The 18,837-nt window shown below is 42.9% G+C and carries 23 protein-coding genes and 1 riboswitch; of the genes, 15 read left to right on the forward strand and 8 right to left on the reverse strand.

Annotated features, from left to right (window positions below):
• Positions 1 to 53 precede the first annotated feature (53 nt).
• Together J7E32_RS19540 and J7E32_RS19545 are read right to left on the reverse strand one after the other, a co-directional pair.
• Positions 54 to 281, reverse strand: coding sequence for a hypothetical protein (locus J7E32_RS19540; RefSeq protein ID WP_214910895.1), 228 nt, complete (start codon positions 279 to 281; stop codon positions 54 to 56).
• Positions 282 to 335: 54 nt separating this feature from the next.
• The gene (locus J7E32_RS19545) at positions 336 to 1,118 is read right to left on the reverse strand and encodes a carbon-nitrogen family hydrolase (RefSeq protein ID WP_214910945.1); all 783 of its coding nucleotides are present in this window, start codon (positions 1,116 to 1,118) and stop codon (positions 336 to 338) included.
• Between the two features lie 127 nt (positions 1,119 to 1,245).
• Here J7E32_RS19545 and J7E32_RS19550 point away from each other — a divergent pair, with 127 nt between their 5' ends.
• The 6 genes from J7E32_RS19550 to J7E32_RS19575 all read left to right on the forward strand — a co-directional run bounded on the left by J7E32_RS19550 (position 1,246) and on the right by J7E32_RS19575 (position 6,212).
• Complete coding sequence (locus J7E32_RS19550) at positions 1,246 to 2,421, forward strand: pyridoxal phosphate-dependent aminotransferase (protein ID WP_214910897.1); 1,176 nt, start codon at positions 1,246 to 1,248, stop codon at positions 2,419 to 2,421.
• Between the two features lie 79 nt (positions 2,422 to 2,500).
• Positions 2,501 to 2,607: riboswitch (SAM riboswitch) on the forward strand.
• A 91-nt stretch (positions 2,608 to 2,698) separates the two neighbouring features.
• Entirely contained in the window at positions 2,699 to 3,922 is a 1,224-nt protein-coding gene (gene mtnW / locus J7E32_RS19555; protein WP_214910899.1) for a 2,3-diketo-5-methylthiopentyl-1-phosphate enolase, read from the forward strand.
• Positions 3,919 to 4,581 (forward strand): 2-hydroxy-3-keto-5-methylthiopentenyl-1-phosphate phosphatase, encoded by a 663-nt coding sequence (locus J7E32_RS19560; RefSeq protein ID WP_214910901.1) that lies wholly within the window; start codon positions 3,919 to 3,921, stop codon positions 4,579 to 4,581. Before mtnW ends, J7E32_RS19560 begins: the two co-directional genes overlap by 4 nt.
• On the forward strand, positions 4,578 to 5,213 hold the full coding sequence (locus tag J7E32_RS19565) for a methylthioribulose 1-phosphate dehydratase (protein WP_214910903.1): 636 nt from the start codon (positions 4,578 to 4,580) through the stop codon (positions 5,211 to 5,213). The genes J7E32_RS19560 and J7E32_RS19565 overlap by 4 nt, the downstream gene beginning before the upstream one ends.
• Before the next feature lie 64 nt (positions 5,214 to 5,277).
• Positions 5,278 to 5,811 (forward strand): 1,2-dihydroxy-3-keto-5-methylthiopentene dioxygenase, encoded by a 534-nt coding sequence (locus tag J7E32_RS19570; protein WP_214910905.1) that lies wholly within the window; start codon positions 5,278 to 5,280, stop codon positions 5,809 to 5,811.
• A gap of 155 nt (positions 5,812 to 5,966) precedes the next feature.
• Positions 5,967 to 6,212 carry a Spo0E family sporulation regulatory protein-aspartic acid phosphatase gene (locus J7E32_RS19575; protein ID WP_353654078.1) on the forward strand — a complete coding sequence of 82 codons (246 nt, stop codon included), beginning with the start codon at positions 5,967 to 5,969 and terminating at the stop codon, positions 6,210 to 6,212.
• Positions 6,213 to 6,217: 5 nt separating this feature from the next.
• Here J7E32_RS19575 and J7E32_RS19580 read toward each other — a convergent pair whose 3' ends face one another.
• Complete coding sequence (locus tag J7E32_RS19580; protein WP_214910907.1) at positions 6,218 to 6,421, reverse strand: hypothetical protein; 204 nt, start codon at positions 6,419 to 6,421, stop codon at positions 6,218 to 6,220.
• A 267-nt stretch (positions 6,422 to 6,688) separates the two neighbouring features.
• Between J7E32_RS19580 and J7E32_RS19585 the strand changes: the two genes are divergently transcribed.
• From J7E32_RS19585 to J7E32_RS19600, 4 genes are read left to right on the forward strand one after another with little or no spacing between them, the layout of a single operon-like run.
• Positions 6,689 to 7,516, forward strand: coding sequence for an electron transfer flavoprotein subunit beta/FixA family protein (locus tag J7E32_RS19585; protein WP_214910908.1), 828 nt, complete (start codon positions 6,689 to 6,691; stop codon positions 7,514 to 7,516).
• Positions 7,517 to 7,543: 27 nt separating this feature from the next.
• On the forward strand, positions 7,544 to 8,569 hold the full coding sequence (locus J7E32_RS19590) for an electron transfer flavoprotein subunit alpha/FixB family protein (RefSeq protein WP_214910910.1): 1,026 nt from the start codon (positions 7,544 to 7,546) through the stop codon (positions 8,567 to 8,569).
• A complete protein-coding gene (locus J7E32_RS19595; RefSeq protein ID WP_214910912.1) occupies positions 8,562 to 9,857 on the forward strand; it encodes an FAD-dependent oxidoreductase in 1,296 nt (431 codons plus the stop codon). The genes J7E32_RS19590 and J7E32_RS19595 overlap by 8 nt, the downstream gene beginning before the upstream one ends.
• On the forward strand, positions 9,857 to 10,141 hold the full coding sequence (locus tag J7E32_RS19600; RefSeq protein ID WP_023615122.1) for a ferredoxin family protein: 285 nt from the start codon (positions 9,857 to 9,859) through the stop codon (positions 10,139 to 10,141). Before J7E32_RS19595 ends, J7E32_RS19600 begins: the two co-directional genes overlap by 1 nt.
• A 287-nt stretch (positions 10,142 to 10,428) precedes the next feature.
• Here J7E32_RS19600 and J7E32_RS19605 read toward each other — a convergent pair whose 3' ends face one another.
• The gene (locus tag J7E32_RS19605; protein WP_214910913.1) at positions 10,429 to 10,764 is read right to left on the reverse strand and encodes a hypothetical protein; all 336 of its coding nucleotides are present in this window, start codon (positions 10,762 to 10,764) and stop codon (positions 10,429 to 10,431) included.
• Positions 10,765 to 10,979: 215 nt separating this feature from the next.
• On the opposite strand from J7E32_RS19605, the gene J7E32_RS19610 reads away from it, so the two are divergent.
• Together J7E32_RS19610 and J7E32_RS23040 are read left to right on the forward strand one after the other, a co-directional pair.
• The gene (locus J7E32_RS19610) at positions 10,980 to 11,507 is read left to right on the forward strand and encodes a hemerythrin domain-containing protein (protein WP_214910915.1); all 528 of its coding nucleotides are present in this window, start codon (positions 10,980 to 10,982) and stop codon (positions 11,505 to 11,507) included.
• 116 nt (positions 11,508 to 11,623) lie between these two features.
• Entirely contained in the window at positions 11,624 to 11,758 is a 135-nt protein-coding gene (locus J7E32_RS23040) for a hypothetical protein (RefSeq protein ID WP_286183586.1), read from the forward strand.
• Between the two features lie 55 nt (positions 11,759 to 11,813).
• Here J7E32_RS23040 and J7E32_RS19615 read toward each other — a convergent pair whose 3' ends face one another.
• Positions 11,814 to 12,008 carry a hypothetical protein gene (locus tag J7E32_RS19615; protein WP_214910917.1) on the reverse strand — a complete coding sequence of 65 codons (195 nt, stop codon included), beginning with the start codon at positions 12,006 to 12,008 and terminating at the stop codon, positions 11,814 to 11,816.
• A gap of 163 nt (positions 12,009 to 12,171) precedes the next feature.
• Complete coding sequence (locus J7E32_RS19620; protein WP_214910919.1) at positions 12,172 to 13,407, reverse strand: MFS transporter; 1,236 nt, start codon at positions 13,405 to 13,407, stop codon at positions 12,172 to 12,174.
• Positions 13,408 to 13,548: 141 nt separating this feature from the next.
• On the opposite strand from J7E32_RS19620, the gene J7E32_RS19625 reads away from it, so the two are divergent.
• A complete protein-coding gene (locus J7E32_RS19625; protein WP_214910921.1) occupies positions 13,549 to 14,538 on the forward strand; it encodes a phosphotransferase enzyme family protein in 990 nt (329 codons plus the stop codon).
• Between the two features lie 49 nt (positions 14,539 to 14,587).
• Here J7E32_RS19625 and J7E32_RS19630 read toward each other — a convergent pair whose 3' ends face one another.
• Entirely contained in the window at positions 14,588 to 15,319 is a 732-nt protein-coding gene (locus J7E32_RS19630) for a TPM domain-containing protein (RefSeq protein ID WP_214910923.1), read from the reverse strand.
• Positions 15,320 to 15,321: 2 nt separating this feature from the next.
• The gene (locus tag J7E32_RS19635; protein WP_214910925.1) at positions 15,322 to 15,891 is read right to left on the reverse strand and encodes a LemA family protein; all 570 of its coding nucleotides are present in this window, start codon (positions 15,889 to 15,891) and stop codon (positions 15,322 to 15,324) included.
• Between the two features lie 230 nt (positions 15,892 to 16,121).
• Here J7E32_RS19635 and J7E32_RS19640 point away from each other — a divergent pair, with 230 nt between their 5' ends.
• Both J7E32_RS19640 and J7E32_RS19645 read left to right on the forward strand, forming a co-directional pair.
• Positions 16,122 to 16,559 carry a MarR family winged helix-turn-helix transcriptional regulator gene (locus J7E32_RS19640; protein WP_214910927.1) on the forward strand — a complete coding sequence of 146 codons (438 nt, stop codon included), beginning with the start codon at positions 16,122 to 16,124 and terminating at the stop codon, positions 16,557 to 16,559.
• 149 nt (positions 16,560 to 16,708) lie between these two features.
• Positions 16,709 to 18,403, forward strand: coding sequence for a M3 family oligoendopeptidase (locus J7E32_RS19645; protein ID WP_214910929.1), 1,695 nt, complete (start codon positions 16,709 to 16,711; stop codon positions 18,401 to 18,403).
• Positions 18,404 to 18,837: the final 434 nt, after the last annotated feature.

Consider the following 18,837-nt stretch of genomic DNA (forward strand, 5'->3'; position numbering starts at 1 on the left):
TTTGTCCCTGGCGGTTTTGTTGTTAAATATAAAATAAACTGATTGTGATAACTTCAATTGGTTTTCTTAATCCAGCTCCAGCGCCTAGCCCCTCGAGTCGCTTCGGTCCGCCCAATGAAGTTAAAGAACGACTTCACAGTCAGGCACTCTGAGGCACACGATGTGCTAGACCCGCCAGCCACAGGACGTGGCGTTTTCGGCGGGCAGCGCTTGTCGGAGTTGGGCAGTCGCCTCCGCTTTTCGTTTTCGGTCCGCCCAATGAAGTCAAAGAACGACTTCACCGGTCGGTCCTCCAGCGCTTGTCGGGGCTGAACGAGTCGCCTCCGCTTTTTGTATTAATACAATTCAGGCCGGCGATCAGTGAAGATGGGGATTTTACTTCTTGCTTCCTTAACCTCATCAAGGTCGATTTCTGCAATGAGGATTTCCTCATCTTCTCCACCTTCTGCAATCACGTCACCCCATGGGCCAATCACCATGGAATGGCCAGCGAATTTATTGTTGGGGTCTGAACCTGCCCGGTTGCAGGCTATAACAAAGCATTGGTTCTCAATCGCACGGGCGATGAGCAATGCCCGCCAGTGTTCTAAACGCTGGATGGGCCATTCAGCAACAACAAACATGGCTTCGACTCCCTGGAGTGCATGGGCACGGACCCATTCCGGGAACCGGATATCATAGCAAATCAGGCCGGCAAATTTGTGGTTATCTAAAGAAAATAACCCTTTTTCCTTTCCTGCAGCCAGATACAGATGCTCATCCATGAGCTTGAACAAGTGGAGCTTGCTGTATATTCCTGCCTGCTCACCTTTTTTGTCGAACACAAGCAGTGTATTTTCTATGCCAGCTTCTGTTTTATTGGCAACAGAACCGCCAATAAAATGGGAATTGTATTTCTCAGCTGCATCCTTGAAAAACACTTTGGCTTCTTGTGCTTCTTCTTCTGCAGTGCCTTTTAAATTATCGAGATCATATCCGGTAGTCCAGAGCTCGGGAAGGACAATGATATCAGGTTTTTGAGCATTTGCCTTGTCGATCAGTTCGGAGGCTTTTTTGTAATTTTGCTCAGGATTCCCAAAGGCAATGTCCATTTGCAGGCATGCTATTTTATATTTCATCATTAAACACCGCCATACTTTCTGAAAATTATATCTTTACAAGTTACTATTTACGTTATATCATTTGTGACTAGAATTTCAAATTAAAATTTTTAAATACTAATATATTTCCTAAGCAGGTGAGAAAATGGAATTCGCACAATCAGATTTATTGAAAAACCTGCCCAAGCAGTTTTTTGCTTCACTCGTGCAAAAAGTGGGCGCATATACTGAAAAAGGGGCAGATGTTATAAATCTTGGACAGGGAAACCCTGACCAACCGACTCCACAGCACATCGTTGAAAAGTTGAAGCAAGCTGGAGATAATCCGGCTAATCATAAGTATCCGCCGTTCAGGGGATTGCCTTCGCTGAAGGAAGCTGCAGCAGCATTTTATAAAAGGGAGTATGGAGTCGATCTTGATCCAGAAGAAGAGATTGCCATATTATTCGGTGGCAAGGCTGGCCTGGTTGAAATTCCTCAATGCCTGTTGAATCCCGGGGACACCATTCTCGTTCCAGATCCCGGCTACCCTGACTATTTATCTGGAGTCGAACTTGCAAAGGCAAAAATGGTGACCATGCCCCTAAGAGAAGAGAATGACTTTTTGCCTGATTATGCTGAATTATATGCAGAGGATTTGGATCAGGCAAAACTGATGCTTCTGAACTACCCCAATAATCCTACGGGTGCAGTGGCACATCAGGAATTTTTTGATCAGACAATCGAGCTGGCACGAAAAAATGAAATTTGTGTTGTCCACGATTTCGCGTATGGAGCGATTGGCTTTGACGGAAAGAGACCACAAAGCTTTTTACAGTCAGAGGGTGCCAAAGAAGTAGGAATCGAAATTTATACGCTCTCAAAAACGTATAATATGGCTGGATGGCGCGTTGGCTTTGCAGCGGGGAATAAGAGCGTGATTGCCGCGATCAACTTGCTTCAGGACCATATGTATGTCAGCCTGTTTGGTGCTGTCCAGGAAGCTGCAGCAGAAGCTTTGCTTGGACCGCAGGAATGTGTTGCTGAATTAAATGATTTATACGAATCAAGAAGAAATATCCTCATTGATGGTCTGAAAAATATTGGCTGGCAGGTCGCTGCTCCAAAAGGGTCGTTTTTTGCCTGGCTTAAGGTTCCGGAACACTACACTTCGGTTGAATTCGCGGATTTCCTGCTCGAAAAAGCACATATTGCAGTTGCGCCTGGTGTAGGATTTGGTGAATATGGAGAGGGATTTGTGAGAGTTGGATTGCTGAGCTCCGAGGAGAGATTGCAAGAAGCAGTCAGCAGAATTGAAAGCTTGGAAGTTTTCAAAAAATAGTTGACATTGATTAGTGAACCTGACATAATCCTAATTAATAAATTTACTTTAACCAATTAAATAACTTGATTAAATTATTTTCTTATCAAGAGCAGGCGGAGGGACGAGCCCGATGAAGCCCGGCAACCGATCCAGCATTAGCTGGGCACGGTGCTAATTCTTGCAGCGAAAGCTGAAAGATGAGAAGAGTTTAGTGTATTTTCTAACCTCTTCTTTGTGAAGAGGTTTTTTTATGTTTATTACTGAAATCTAGATGTTTTGAAAGGATTTGATCTTCATGAGTGAAATTACAGCAACATATATCGTCCATGATGCCAAACATAACCCGGAGAAAAAAGCAGAGGGCATCGCGCTTGGATTGACAGTGGGATCCTGGACAGATTTGCCTGAATTGGACCAAAAACAATTAAAAAAACATAAGGGAAGAGTTGTTTCTGTAGAAGGTTCTGGCCTGGACACCAATTCAGAAACAGTGGCAACAATCAAAATCGCTTATCCTTCCATCAATTTCTCACCGGACCTGCCAGCCATTCTCACAACTGTATTTGGAAAACTATCGCTCGATGGCAAGGTGAAGCTGGTAGACCTTGAATTCGGAAAAGAATTAAAAAAGGAATTCCCAGGTCCGCGCTTTGGAATTGAAGGAATAAGGAGAAAACTTGGCGTCTACGACCGGCCATTGCTTATGAGTATCTTTAAAGGCGTCATTGGAAGGGACATGGAGTTTCTGTTAAAGCAGCTAAAAGAACAAAGCCTTGGTGGAGTTGATCTGATCAAGGATGATGAAATTCTGTTTGATAATGAACTTACTCCTTTTGATAAGAGAATCACTCTTGGGAAAGAGGTTCTTGATGAAGTCTATGAGTCTACTGGACACAGAACCTTATATGCTGCCAACCTGACAGGAAGGACCACACAGCTTAGGGATAAAGCGAGAAAAGCGGCTGAGCTTGGAGCCGACGCCCTGTTGTTCAATGTGTTCGCCTACGGTTTGGATGTCTTGCAGGAACTTAGGGAAGATGACGAAATCGGAATTCCAATCATGGCTCACCCGGCCGTAAGTGGTGCTTTCACTTCAGCCGAAGAATATGGTTTTTCACATTCATTGCTTCTGGGAAAATTACTCCGCTATGCCGGAGCAGACTTCTCGCTGTTTCCGTCACCTTATGGAAGTGTGGCCCTCGAAAAGCAGCAGGCGATATCAATAGCCGATGCACTGACTGCAGAGGATCACTTCAAAAAGTCATTCCCGGTTCCGTCAGCAGGTATCCATCCAGGAATGGTCCCATTGCTTGTAAAAGATTTCGGAATAGATTCAATCATTAATGCGGGTGGAGGCGTCCATGGTCATCCTGGTGGAGCGCAGGGGGGCGGCAAGGCTTTCAGGCAGGCCATTGAAACAGTTCTTCAAGGAAAAACGCTTGAAGAAGGCGCCATCGAACATGAAGAGTTGAAAATTGCTATAGGTCTTTGGGGTTCAGCCGAGGCGGTGGCAAAATGAGCCGGCCAGTGATTTTTTGTGACTTCGACGGAACCGTAACTGAAAAGGATAATATCATCGCGATCATGAATGAATTTGGTCCTGAAGGATGGGACGAAATAAAGGAAGCAGTTCTTGATCGCAGCATTTCCATAAGGGAAGGCGTGGGGAAAATGTTTTCCCTGCTCCCCGTCCACCTTAAAGATGAAATCATTGAATTTGCCATTAAGAATGCAAGGATTCGCCCTGGTTTTCAGGAATTCCTCGATTATGCCAGTGATGAAGGAATTCCTGTATATATCGTAAGCGGCGGAATTGATTTTTTCATAGAGCCCATCATCCAACAGTTTGGCCCAATTGCAGAAATTTACTGCAATGGTTCTGATTTTTCAGGAAAAACAATCAGCATTGAATGGCCCAACAGCTGTGATGAACATTGTTCAAATGATTGCGGCTGCTGCAAACCATCAATCATGAGAAAGTTAGAACAAGGCGGAGCCTTTAAAATCGTCATTGGTGACTCCGTTACCGATCTTGAAGCCGCAAAACAAGCAGACTTGGTGCTGGCGAGAGATTACTTGAAGGATAAATGTGAAGAGTGGCAGATTCGTCATTTGCCATTTGAAACTTTTTTTGACTGCATTGAAGCTCTTAAAACTGAAACTGGGGTGAAAAGATGAGCATTTTAGAATCGAAGTGGGAAGAATTGGCGGATGTAAAAGCTGAACTTGCTGAACGTGATTGGTTTATGGGAACGAGCGGTAACCTTGCGATTAAAGTAAACAGCGACCCGGTGCAATTCCTTGTGACGGCAAGCGGAAAGGATAAGCGGAAAAGAACGGATGAGGACTTTTTGCTTGTTGACCAATTCGGCCGTCCGGTGGAGGATACCCATTTGAAGCCTTCTGCTGAAACATTGCTCCATGTAGAGGTATACAGGAAGACCAACGCTGGATGCAGCCTCCATGTCCATACGATTGATAACAATGTCATCTCTGAGGTTTATGGAGACCGGGGTGAGGTGCAATTCCAGGGCCAGGAACTAATTAAGGCTTTCAACATTTGGGAGGAAGATGCTGTCCTCAAAATTCCCATTATTCCAAATTATGCGCATATCCCTACCCTTGCTAAAGCTTTCTCAGAGCATGCAAAAGGAGACACCGGAGCAGTATTGATCCGTAACCATGGCATCACAGTCTGGGGAAGGAACGCATTTGAAGCTAAGAAAATTCTCGAGGCTACTGAGTTTTTATTCCGCTACCAGTTAAGATTACTGGAGCACAAGCCATTCCAATTATTCAAGGTAGTTTAATCTGGTTCTTTAGAGCAGATTTCATTAGGAAGAAGAAAGATATTATAAAAAGGGAGAGATTCACATGGCATATATCGTAAAGCAAAACACACAGGAAAAAATCGTTGATGAGCAGCAGGTAGAATCATTTTTGAACGCACAGGAAGTTATCTATGAAAAGTGGGATATCAATAAGCTCCCAGCAAACCTTCAGGAAAAGTTCCTTTTGACTGATGATGAAAAACAGCAGATTCTCGAAGCCTTCAAAACCGAGATTGAAGACATTTCTGCACGCAGAGGCTACAAAGCTCAGGACGTCATTTCATTGTCTGACAATACACCGAATCTTGACCAGCTGCTTGCCAATTTCAAGCAGGAACACCACCACACAGATGATGAAGTAAGATTCATCGTCAGCGGCCATGGAGTATTTGTCATCCAGGACAGAGAAGGAGAATTTTTTGAAGTGTTCCTGAATCCAGGAGATCTGATCTCCGTGCCTGAAAATACTCGTCATTACTTCACGCTTCAGGATGACCGCCAGGTAGTTGCGGTAAGAATTTTCGTGACAACTGAAGGCTGGGTTCCGATTTATGAAGAGGAAAAAGTAAGCCAGTAATCACGAGGAGCGCAAACATTGTCGAAGAAAAAATTATTTGCGGTGAATATTGTCTTATTTTGCGAATCTATTTACAATCAAACAAGCATTTGCCATAATTCTTCAAGTAAACTTTTATTTATTTAAGGAATTAAAGTAGTAGAGGAGATATTGACGTGTATCATTCGAAAAATGCTTTGTTAAAAGAAATTGATCGTGCCAGGGAATTGATGGTGGCTGCTGCAATGGAATCTGGATACACGAGTGAGGAAACAATTTATCGAAGCCAGGAGCTAGACCGTCTGATTTACGAATATCAAACTTTATGCAGAGAGACGGAAATACAGCGGCAAAAAGCAAAAGTTTTATTTAGGCAAATGATCCTGCTGACAAAGAAACAATATATTTTAGCGCATGCGTGATAACATTACCTCATATCGAAAAAATTAGCCACTGCCAGGAAACCGGCGGTGGCTAAAATGTTTCTATAAGGTGATTTCAATTGAATATCCCCCAGGTTCTTTCCAGCCCTCCGCCAATAATTTAACAATTTGCTCAATTTTTCACGTGAAAGTTGCTTTGTGTGATATTTATCATATTTTTTAATTTGTATTTTATATATTTTTAACATAGATAGGTTTTTATATCACCATGCGAATCACTCCATCATCATCTACATTTCAACGCACTGTCATCGTATAAAACTATAAGTTCATCAATGTCATAACCTCATTTTTTTACCATTAGAAATACAATTTTGCTTTCCGTTTTTTTAATTGTTGGTACTATGCATGTAATGCGATTCATATATCGTACTACATAGCATTTTATTTTTTAACTGCCAAAGTAATCGCTTACAAGTTAATAGTTTTACATTTTGAGGAGGGGAAAAGAGAGTATGCACATTGTCGTATGTGTCAAGCAAGTGCCCGATACAAAGATCATTAAAATCAATCCTAAGACAAATACTCTGGACAGGCGAAGCGCACCAGCAATTTTGAACCCTTATGACGCACATGCTGTACAGGAAGCAGTCAAAATCAGGAACAAAACCGGCGGAACGATTTCCGTTCTTTCAATGGGACCGCCCCAGGCAGTAGCAGTTATAAAGAAAAGCGTTGAAATTGGCGCAAACCGCGGATATCTGATTTCTGACAGGGCATTCGCAGGGGCAGATACCCTGGCTACAAGCTATGCGCTCTCCAAAGCGCTTGAAAAAATATCGAAGGATAATCCGATTGACCTTGTAATCTGCGGGAAGCATGCGATTGATGGGGATACCGGACAGGTAGGGCCAGGAATTGCCCGCAGGCTGGATATACCGCCAATTACGAATGTTATCGAAGTTTCAGAGGTTAATAAAGCAGAAAAATATGTTCATATCAAGCGTAAGCAAATCGATGGATACGAAGTTATTCAATCACAGCTTCCTTGCTTACTGACTGTTGAAAAGGAGATCAATGACATAGAGTATGCTCCGCTTACAAATATGATCAATGCGGCACGTTATGAACCGATTATCTGGTCTGTGAATGATCTTGAGGAAGTTGACAAGACACAGCTGGGTTTAAAAGGATCTCCAACGATTGTTGGCAAGATGTTCAGTCCTCCAAAGCTTGAAGGCGGAAAAAGAATTGAAGGCAACTCCGATTCTCAGGTAGAACAGCTTATGGGAGTTTTAATGGAAAGAAAAGATTTATTAAAAATAAAAACAGCCAACTCTTGATTCCGATTATAAAGGGGGAATAGCAGGATGGAAGAAAACCAGGGAGTCTGGGTATTCATTGAAGTAAATGATGGAATTATTGAAGGTGTTTCACTGGAATTACTGGGTGCGGGAAGGAAGCTTGCAGACAAGCTGGAAGTTCCGCTTTCCGGAGTGATGCTCGGTGAAGGTGTCATGCCTTTAGCTAATGAAGTAATCTATGCTGGCGCAGATCAAGTCTATGTTGTTGATCATCCGGTACTGAAGAATTATCGGACTGAATCATATATGAAGGGTGTCTGTATACTGGCTGAAAAATATAAGCCGGAAATCTTCCTTTATGGAGCAACGCCAAATGGCAAAGACCTGGCGAGTGCTGTTGCAACAGATTTAAGTACAGGTTTGACAGCTGATACGACGATGCTCGATGTCGATGTTGAGAAAAGATTGCTTGAGGCTAGCCGTCCTGCATTTGGCGGAAATATCATGGCTACGATTCTATGTAAAAAACACAGGCCGCAAATGGCAACGGTACGCCCAAAGGTGATGAAAGCCCTCGAAACGGATGAAGACAGGAAGGGAGTCATCATCGAAGAAGAGTTAGAACTTCGGGAAGAAGATATGCGCACTAAAGTGCTTAAAATTGTGAAGGATGTAACAAAAAAAGCAAGCCTTGCAGAAGCCCATGTTATCGTGGCCGGCGGAAAAGGACTAGGAGACATTCAGGGATTCCAGCTGATTCATGAGCTGGCCGAAGTAATTGGTGCGAGTGTCGGTGGCACAAGGGATGTCGTTGAGGCGGGCTGGCTGAAGCATGAGCAGCAAGTTGGCCAGACCGGCGAGACTGTCACTCCGAAAATATATTTTGCTATCGGAATTTCAGGGGCAATTCAGCATGTTGAAGGAATGAAAAACTCTGAGCTGATTATCGCAATTAACAAGGACCCGAACGCTCCAATTTTCGATGTTGCCACCTATGGCATTGTCGGTGATGCAATGGAAATTGTGCCTAAACTAATCAAGCAGTTCAAAGAGCTCAGCAAAGAGAAGGGCGGGGAAATGAGCTATGTCTGAAAAATTTGATGTAATCGTCGTAGGAGCCGGCCCTGCTGGAACTTCATGTGCCTACAATTGTGCAAAAAGCGGACTGAAGGTTTTGTTGATCGAGCGCGGTGAATACCCTGGATCAAAGAATGTTATGGGTGGAGTCCTTTACCGAAAACAGATGGAAGATATCATTCCGGAGTTTTGGAAGGAAGCTCCTCTCGAAAGGCCTGTGGTTGAACAGCGATTCTGGATGATGGATAAAGAATCGGTTGTCCAGTTTGGTTACAAAGGTCTTGAATGGGCAGTTGAGCCATATAATAACTTTACAGTGCTGCGTGCACAGTTTGACCAATGGTTCGCACAGAAAGCGGTTGAACAGGGTGCACTGTTGATAAACGAAACAGTTGTTAATGAATGTATTGTTGAAAATGGCAAGGTTATAGGTGTCCGCACCGATCGTCCTGATGGAGAAGCTTATGCAGATGTTGTCGTACTTGCAGATGGTGTTAACTCCCTGCTTTCCAAGCAGCTCGGCTTCCATAGGGAATTTCGCCCTGATGAAGTTGCCCTGACGGTTATGGAAGTAATCAATCTGCCGAAGGACAAAATCAATGACCGCTTTAATCTTGAAGGAAATCATGGTACTACGATAGAGATTTTTGGTGATTCAACACAAGGGAATCTTGGTACAGCCTTCCTTTATACAAACAAAGAAAGCTTGAATATCGGGGTAGGAACGACACTCTCAAGCATGATCAAAGCCAAATTGAAGCCATATGAGCTGCTTGATTACCTGAAAAAACACCCGATGGTGCGTCCTTATCTTGAGGGCGGAGAGTCAGCAGAATACCTTGCCCACTTGATTCCTGAAGGAGGATTCAATTCTGTGCCGAGAGTTGCCGGTAATGGTGTGCTAGTAGTAGGGGATGCCGCCCAGCTAGTCAATGCCATTCACCGTGAGGGATCAAACATGGCGATGGCTTCGGGACAAATGGCGGCGGAAGCAATCGTTGAGGCCAAAAAAGATGGCGACTTCAGTGAGAACAGCCTGAATCGTTATAAGGAAGCATTATTCGGAAGCTTCATTATCAAGGACCTTGAAAAATATAAGGATGCAGCACATACCTTTGAGACCTACCCGCAATACTTCAAAGAATATCTGCCAATGATGAACAAAGCGATGAGCAAGTTCTTCACAGTCGATGGAACACCGAAAAGAGAAAAGCAGAAGGAAATCATGCGCAGCGTGACGGCTGAAAAAGGAACCTTTAAGGTAATGCAGGACATCTATCGTGCCTGGAAGGCGGTGAAATAATGTCAACGACAAACATCGAGGAAAAACAATTTCTTTTAAGGTTTAAGTGTGACACAAAATCGCATCTGACAGTTTTGGATCATGACGTCTGCATGACTCAGTGCCCTGATAAACTCTGCACCGTATTCTGCCCGGCTGAAGTATACAAGTGGGAAGGTAAGAGGATGCAGGTGGGCTATGAAGGCTGTCACGAATGCGGCAGCTGCCGGATCGGCTGCCCATATCAGAATATCAAATGGGAATATCCGAAAGGTGGACACGGAATCGTATTCAGGCTTGCTTAATAGTTAATGAAAAAGGGGATCGGCGAACATTTTTTGTTCGCCGGTCTTTTTGCTGTCTTAAATGCCATGGAAAATGAAAGGAAAACGGTATATGGCCAATGCCCGAATAGTAGTTGAATAACTTATAGGTTCAAGAAAATATCCAGAAATGATTTGAATGAGGATGAAGGGAAATATCTTTAAGAATTTGACAGTAACAATTATTCTATATTCATCATATGTAAGTTAATTCACAAATGGGTTCAAAAAAAGGTGGAGCTAAACAGCTGAGGATAAATGAGGGGGGATTAACTGATTTTTTCTTGCTGGCACACTGCGTGAAGCTGGTCACTAAGGATCTCTTTTTCTATATTCCGCGCTGCCTCAACAGCTTCATCAAAACAGTCATACAGTGTTGAAGCATATACTGGTTTACCAGCATCATAGATTCCGGATGAATCTGATTTATAAATCGTGACGTTCCAATGATAAAATTCCCGGCCATCTTCCTGGTGGCCCTGAAGTCCAATCAGTAAATGAGTATGCAGCATGTCAGGCTGGAGATCAAGGAAGGCTTTCTTGTCACTGAGTCCGGCTGGCATAAGTGCCTTCTTGTAAAAATCGCGATATAAATTATTTTGCAATCTAAATTCACTCCTTTTCCTTTAGCTATAAATTTATTATATGTAAGGATTTATAATATTTGAAGGTAAAATGTTAAAATTTTTAGAAAATTTAACAAAGTGTCATTCTTTCTTCACATTTTCTGAAATTAAATTTTATTGTGATGCCTATCACAACCTCGAATGCGTTCGCTTCCTATAATAAAACTATCAAAATAAATAGGAGGCCGATCAGGATGACAGGCTGTATGAGTGGTATCAACCAGGATTCAAGTTTTACATTAAGTGCAGGTCTTCAACAATTAAAAAATGAACATCCGCCTTTATTGGAGATGCTTGCGAACCTTTTGGATATATCAGTGAAGATTGAGGAAGGTGAGCAAATGGAGGAGAATTTTACGAAGCTGAGAGACCTGGTCATAGAATTCCTTGCTGAGCTTGAACCGCATTCAGAGCGTGAAGAAGGCGTTTTGTTTGAGATGATGGCTGTTTATATTGGAAGGGAAATGGGACCGATTGCCGTAATGGAATATGAACATGATCAGGCAAAGCGCTTTATTGGAACCTTCCTCCACAATACAAAGGAAGGCACAAAAGGCTTTACAAATGAAAAAATGATTGAGAATGCTCAAATGATAAAAAATGCTAATTACACACTTGTGAGCCATTTCGCTAAGGAAGAAAGCATCCTTTTCCCTATGGCAGAGAATATGTTCAGCGAGGAAGAGAAGCAAGAGCTGGCAGCACGTATTAAAATAATTTAACAATAAGAACAAAAAGCGCAAGCGCCTCGTTCAGCCCCGACAAGCGCTGCCCGCCTAAAACGCCACATCGTGTGGCTGGCGGGTCTAGCACGTCCTGTGCCTCGGAGGGACGACCAATGAAGTCGTTCTTTGACTTCAATGGGCGGCTCGAAGCGACTCGAGGGGCTAGGCGCTGGAGCTGGATTAAGAAAACCACAGTTAGTTATCCACACCTAAATAATTTTATAATTTCCTGGTGTATGAAATACTAATTTCAGACACAAAAAAGGGTGAAGCCATTGAAGCTTCACCCTTTTTGTATATAAATTAAGCTTCTGTAATCGTTACAAGTTTAATGTCTTTCGTATCGAATCTATAGAAAATATTATCTTCACCAGTGAATTCAATCTGGCCTTCTTGATCCTTGGCATCCTGGATGGCTTCTGAAATATTTTCTACCTCGATTGGTCGTGAAACTTTAAAATCTTTTTCAAAAAAATAGTTAATCTTAAACTTAGACATGATGATCTCCCTTCTTTTATCTTCATTATCTTTTTTTCCTTAACAGGAGCATGTCTAAACATAAATAGGCAAATGGAATATTTTTGTTAGACTTTTTTCGTAAACTTTGTTGCTTTCTCAACTATTTATCGCAACTTTGTTTCGACGTACCCTGAAAATAGACTTATTCATTATTCCATTCAGCAAGTTTTTCATCTTTTGGAAGGAACATGGTCAATAGTCCGAGCAAGGGAAGGAATCCGACACTGATGATCATCAATGGCAAACCGATTAAGTCAGCAAGATACCCGAGTCCGACAGAACCAATGGCGCCCATTCCGAATGCGAGACCTACTGTCAGTCCAGCCATCGTCCCAATTTTGCCGGGAACAAGCTCCTGGGCATATACCACTGTTACAGAAAAGCTCGACATCAGGATGAATCCGCTTATCGTCAGCAAAGCGAATGCAACTGCATAGGGCATAAAAGGGATGATTGCGGAAAGAGGCGCAGTAGCGATCATCGAAAGAAAAATAATGTTTTTCTTGCCGAAACGGTCTGCGAGCGGGCCTCCGGAAAAAGTGCCGAATGCACCTGCAACAAGGAATGCAAACAGGAAAATTTGCGCCTCCTTAATCGAAATGCCGTATTTATCGATTGCATAAAATGCATAGAAGTTCGTCATACCTGAAATATACCAGGAGCGTGCAAAAATCAAAAATAAGATCAGGACAAGCGCCATTTTGATATTTTTTGAAATCCCCTTGTTCACTTGTTTGCTAGCTTGTTTGGCTTTGGCGGCTAGTTTTTCATAATCCAATTTACGGCTGTACCAGGCAGCGATATATAAAAGCAGACCAACGGCGATTGCCGCTACAAGCGTAAACCAAACTGCTCCGAATTGCCCGAGTGGTACGAGTATGAGCGCTGTAATCAGCGGGGCGAGTGCCTGGCCGGAATTGCCCCCGACCTGATAAATGGACTGTGCCAATCCTCTGCGCGGTCCGGCTGCCATATAGGCCACCCTGGAACCTTCTGGATGGAAAACAGCTGACCCAAGACCAATGAATAAAACGGAAAGAATAACAAACTCAAAGCTCGGAGCGAATGCCAGTCCAAGAACACCGAACATCGTCGAAGTCAAACCAAGCGGAAGGGCATAAGGCATTGGCTTTTTATCAGTTGCCATCCCTATCAAAGGCTGAAGAATGGAAGAAACGATATTCAGTGAAAAGGCAATCATCCCTAATTGGGTGAATGAAAGACCCATTGATTTTTCAAGGATAGGGAACATTGCAGGAATGACGGATTGGATGGAATCATTCAATAAATGTACCAACCCGATGATGAAGAGTATCTTATACGCAGTATCGTTTTGATTCTGCGGTTTTGCACTGACGGCGGCAGCTGATTGGGTCATGATTGTCTCCTTCTTAAATTATTTCGGTTTCCTACATATCATTTTACAAAAAAAGTCACGAGATAAGAATAGCTTTTCTATTGAAATATATGGTCTAATATAATTTAGAAAATACAGATTATTTAACTAGGGGGGATTTTTATGGAGAAATCTGTGAGCGCATTGATGACCCAGGAGATTTTACACAATTTTTTGGAGCGTTTCGGCCTGGAGAGAGAATTTAAAAAGCTTGGTGATTTTGAGAATTATGTTTATGAAACTTATAGAAATGGTCATCCATTTATAATGAGGCTTACGCATAGTTCCCATAGGAGCAAGAATGAGGTTCTGTCCGAATTGGACTGGATGAAGCATTTAAACAGCAAAGGTCTGTCTGTCCCAGAAGTTTTTCCCTCGACACAAGGATACCTTGTGGAAGAAGTTCTGGCAGCAGATCAAAGTGGGTTTTATGGCTGCTTATATGCAAAGGCAAAAGGGAAGGCAGTCAGTGTCCGTTCTGATGAATTTAATGAAGAGCTGTTCAGGAAATGGGGAGAAATGACAGGTAGGATGCATCATGCCACCAAATCCTATAAGCCGTCTTCAGGCATAATAGCACGCAGCAGCTGGAACGAGGACGAACTTCTATCTGTTGAAAAATATTATCCTTCTGACGAGAGGGTGTTAATAGACAACGCGAATCAAGTGATTGCCGCGATTTCAGCACTGCCAAAAAATGTGGATAATTACGGCATAATCCATGGTGATATTCATTCCGGTAATTTTTTTTATGATGGAGAGCGGATTCACGTATTCGACTTCGATGATGCGAGTTACCATTGGTTCGCTTCAGATATTGCAATCCCTCTGTACTATTCAATCATATATCAAATTCCTGCCAGCGAGGACGAAGAGCGTAGCCGCTTTGGCAAGTTATTTCTAGAGGCTTTTATCGAAGGATACCAAAAAGCGAACCAGCTGCCAGAAGGCTGGAATGAGCAAGTGCCAATGTTTTTGATGCTTCGGGATATTCTTCTGTACGCAGTTCTGCATAAAAAAATCGCCCCAGAGGACAGGGACGAAAAATTACAGGTGATGATGGAGGAAATCGCAGACAGAATTAGAAACAAAAAGCCCATTGTGAATATATAAAAAATAAAAAGAAAACACCAGGGCAATTGCTTCTGGTGTTTTTGTCAATCTACCACCCACGACTGGCACCGCCGCCTCCGGAAGAGCCGCCGCCTCCTCCACGCGGGCCACCACCGCCGCCTCTCGATATGATTGATAACAAAAGGTAGGTTAGGGTGCCTCCGAAGAACATAAAATCGAGGACCACGACGCCGATTACAATGATGATGAGCAGCCAGGACGGTATAGGCAAGTCCTGCTGCTGCTGGACATCACGCGGAGCACTCCCGAATTCATTTGTGCCTGAGACTTCGTTTGCAAGCGCCTGGTAAGTATTCATGACAGCAAGGTTAGCCTGGTCATTTTGCAAATGTGGAATCGCATATTCATCAAGGATTCGCCCAGCTTTGCCGTCGGGAATAATTCCCTCAAGCCCATATCCGACTTCAATCCTGATTTTCTTTTCCTGCATAGCTATTACAAGCAGCACGCCATTATCGTTTTCTTCCGTTCCAAGTCCAAATTTACGGTAAGCTTCGACAGAGTATTCTTCTATATTTGACTCACCGATCGAGTCAACGGTAAGGACCCCAATCTGGGAAGTAGTCTGGTCGTCAATCGATTTTCCTATGTTTTTTAACTGTATTTCCTCGTTCTCACTTAAAACATTAGCGAAATCCTGGACATATATATCACCAACTGGGTCAGGTATCTCATTTGGTGCCGCGATTGCCCCGGCCGGAAGCAGCAATAGCAGGATGCCAATTATTGCAGCAAGGCCAGGGAATCTTTGCTGGTTCATCGTCAGCCTCCAAAATCAACCTCAGGGGCTTCCTGTGCCTGAGGGTCCGCCTTGAAGTATTCCTTCTCATCAAAACCTGTTATGTTAGCAATAATGGCACCTGGAAATTGCTTTACTTTCCTGTTGAAAACGGATACCTGGTCATTATAATCCTTCCTTGCTACAGCCAATCTGTTTTCAGTTCCTGCAAGCTCATCCATCAGTTGAGTGAACTGCTTGTCCGCTTTCAGGTTTGGGTAATTCTCAACAACCACAAGCAAGCGGCTTAACGCGCTTGACAACTCGGCATTAGCAGTTGCCTGTTCCTCTGGTGTGTTCGCTCCGGCTAATCTTGCGCGTGCATCTGAAATGGATTGTATGACTTCTTTTTCATGAGCTGCATACCCCTTGACTGAATTAACAAGGTTTGGGATCAGATCGAGCCTTCTCTGAAGCTGGTTCTCCACCTGGGCGTATGCATTATTGACATTCTCTTCTTCGGCAACGAAGTTATTGTAACTGCCAACTCCCATCATGATGAAAATTCCTAATATGACTAACAAGCCGATAACAATTCCTAAACCTTTTTTCATTCAAGCCACTCCTAATTCATTGATGTATGTTGATGACCGTATTTTTCCCTCAAATGCGAGAGTTTTAAACTTATTGCCGATTATTTCTCCTTTGCTTTAAAAAGAATAGAATCTCTGGAAGGACTTTATTTAGTTTTTCTTATAAAATTAAGGGAAATACTGATAAAAACAACAAATTCAGATATACTCTAGTTATGGATTAGTCGTTTAAGGTAAAGGAATGAAATGTTATGAACAATGAGAGAGAAAAATCTTTAAAGTTATTTATTGTATTGTCGAGAGCATACAGGGCTGTTAATGAAAAGGTGAACAAGGTCATCCAAAAAAATGGTCTCAACCCGACGGAATTTGCTGTTCTCGAGCTTCTATACCACAAGGGTGAACAGCCATTGCAGCAAATCGGGGGTAAGATTCTGCTGGCAAGCGGGAGTATTACCTATGTAGTTGATAAGCTTGAAGAAAAGGGCTATTTAGATAGAGTAGCCTGCCCAAAAGACCGCAGGGTCACATATGCGAAAATTTCTGATGATGGAAGAAAACTGATAGAAGAAATCTTTCCTGAACACAGCGCGTTGATTCACGAACTGATGGACAGCCTTAATGATGATGAAAAAGACTCAGCAATTGAATTGTTAAAAAAGCTGGGCCTTTCTGTAAGCAAATATTAAAAACGGCACACGCCGTTTTTTTTATTGTGTTTTTTCGGAAAAGTTGACGAAAAGAACAAGCAATTAAAAGGAAAATAGGGAATATCCGTAGAATAGGTTAGGGATGGGGATAAACAGACATCCCTTATAAAGATAAAGGGGGCAATACCATGAAATTTGAGCACTATACATATACACGCCCGAATTTGGATGAGGTAACTGCCAAATTCGATAATCTGCTGGAACAATTCAAAAATGCTGGATCGGTTGAAGAGCAAAGCATTGCAATGAATGGAATCAATGAATTGCGTAATGACGTTGGTACTATGTTCAATCTTTGCTATATTCGCCATTCAATCGATACCGAGGATGAATTCTATAAGCAAGAGCAGGATTTCCTGGATGAACTCGCGCCACAGGTAGAGGGTTTGGTAACAAAATATTATGAAGCACTTGTTTCATCATCTTACCGAGATGAGCTTGAAGCAAAATGGGGACGCCAGCTATTCGCTCTGGCTGAAGCTCAGTTAAAACAATTTTCACCAGAGATCGTTCCATTGATGCAGAAGGAGAATAAGCTATCAACTGAATATACAAAGCTTGTGGCTTCTGCAAAAATCATGTTTGAAGGCGAAGAGCGAACTCTTGCGCAGCTTGATCCTTTTACAGAGTCAAAAGACCGTGAAACAAGAAAGAAAGCAAGTGAAGCCAAATTCGCATTCTTCTCTGAGCACGGAGAAGAGTTTGACCGCATTTATGATGAGCTTGTAAAAGTGAGGACAGAAATGGCCCACAAGCTTGGCTACAGCAACTTTGTTGAGTTGGCATATTACCGGATGTTCCGTACTGACTATGACAGCAGCATGGTAGCAGCATTCAGGGACCAGGTCCACAAATACATTGTTCCGGTTGCGTCAAAGCTTAAGGAACGTCAGAAGAACCGAATTGATATCAATGAGTTAAAATATTTTGATGAGCCATTTGATTTCAAAACCGGTAATGCAGCACCTAAGGGAACCCCTGAGTGGATTATTGAGAACGGTCAGAAAATGTACGATGAGCTGTCACCTGAGACGGGTGAATTTTTCCGTTACATGAATGAGAACAATCTGATGGACCTTGTTGCGAAGAAAGGTAAAGCGGGCGGAGGATATTGCACATACATTGAAAACTATAAGTCACCATTCATCTTCTCGAACTTTAATGGCACCTCAGGTGATATCGACGTTCTGACGCATGAAGCCGGGCACGCCTTCCAGGTCTATTCAAGCCGTCATTTTGAAATTCCGGAATATAATTGGCCAACTTATGAGGCTTGCGAAATCCACTCGATGAGCATGGAATTCTTCACATGGCCATGGATGGAACTATTCTTCAAAGAGGATACCGATAAATATAAATTCTCGCACCTAAGCAGCGGCTTGTTATTCATGCCATACGGAGTTTCTGTTGATGAATTCCAGCACTGGGTTTACGAAAACCCTGAAGCAACACCTGCAGAAAGGAAGCAGCAATGGCGAGAAATCGAGAAGAAGTATCTCCCGCATAAAGATTATGATGGAAATACTTATTTAGAAGAAGGAGGATTCTGGCAGCGACAGGGCCATATCTATAATTCGCCTTTCTACTACATCGATTACACGCTTGCACAAATTTGTGCATTCCAGTTCTGGAAGCGTTCAAGAGAAAATCAGGAAGAAGCATGGAAGGATTATGCTAACCTTTGCAAGCTGGGAGGAAGTATGGCTTTCACTGACCTAGTCAAGGAAGCAAACCTTATTTCTCCATTTGAAGAAGGCTGCGTTGAGTCAGTAATTGGCGAAATCGAGCGCTGGCTTGATTCGGTTGACGATAGCAAGCTGTAATTAGGAAAAGCGAAGCTCGTGGTGGTTTCGCTTCAGACTGCAGACCAACTTGATGAAAATCAGTTTTCTGCAGTTTTTTGTTTGGTAATCAATTTTTATTGATGGATTCGGTATTTATCGTGAAGAACGGAACCCTTATGCAGGAGGAAGAGGATGTATAAGGGTGTCTATCGCGAAGAACGGAACCCTTATGAAGGAGGAAGAGGGTGCATAAGGGTGTTTATCGCGAATAACGAAACCCTTATGTAGGAGGAAGAGGATGTATAAGGGTGTCTATCGCGAAGAACGGAACCCTTATGCAGGAGGAAGAGGTTGCATAAGGGTGTCTATCGCCAAGACCGGAACCCTTATGTAGGAGGAAGAGGTTGTATAAGGGTATCTATCGCGAAGAACGGAACCTTTATGTAGGAGGAAGAGGATGCATAAGGGTGTCT

Source organism: Bacillus sp. ISL-55, assembly GCF_018613155.1.
Taxonomy (GTDB): Bacteria; Bacillota; Bacilli; order Bacillales; family Cytobacillaceae; genus Mesobacillus.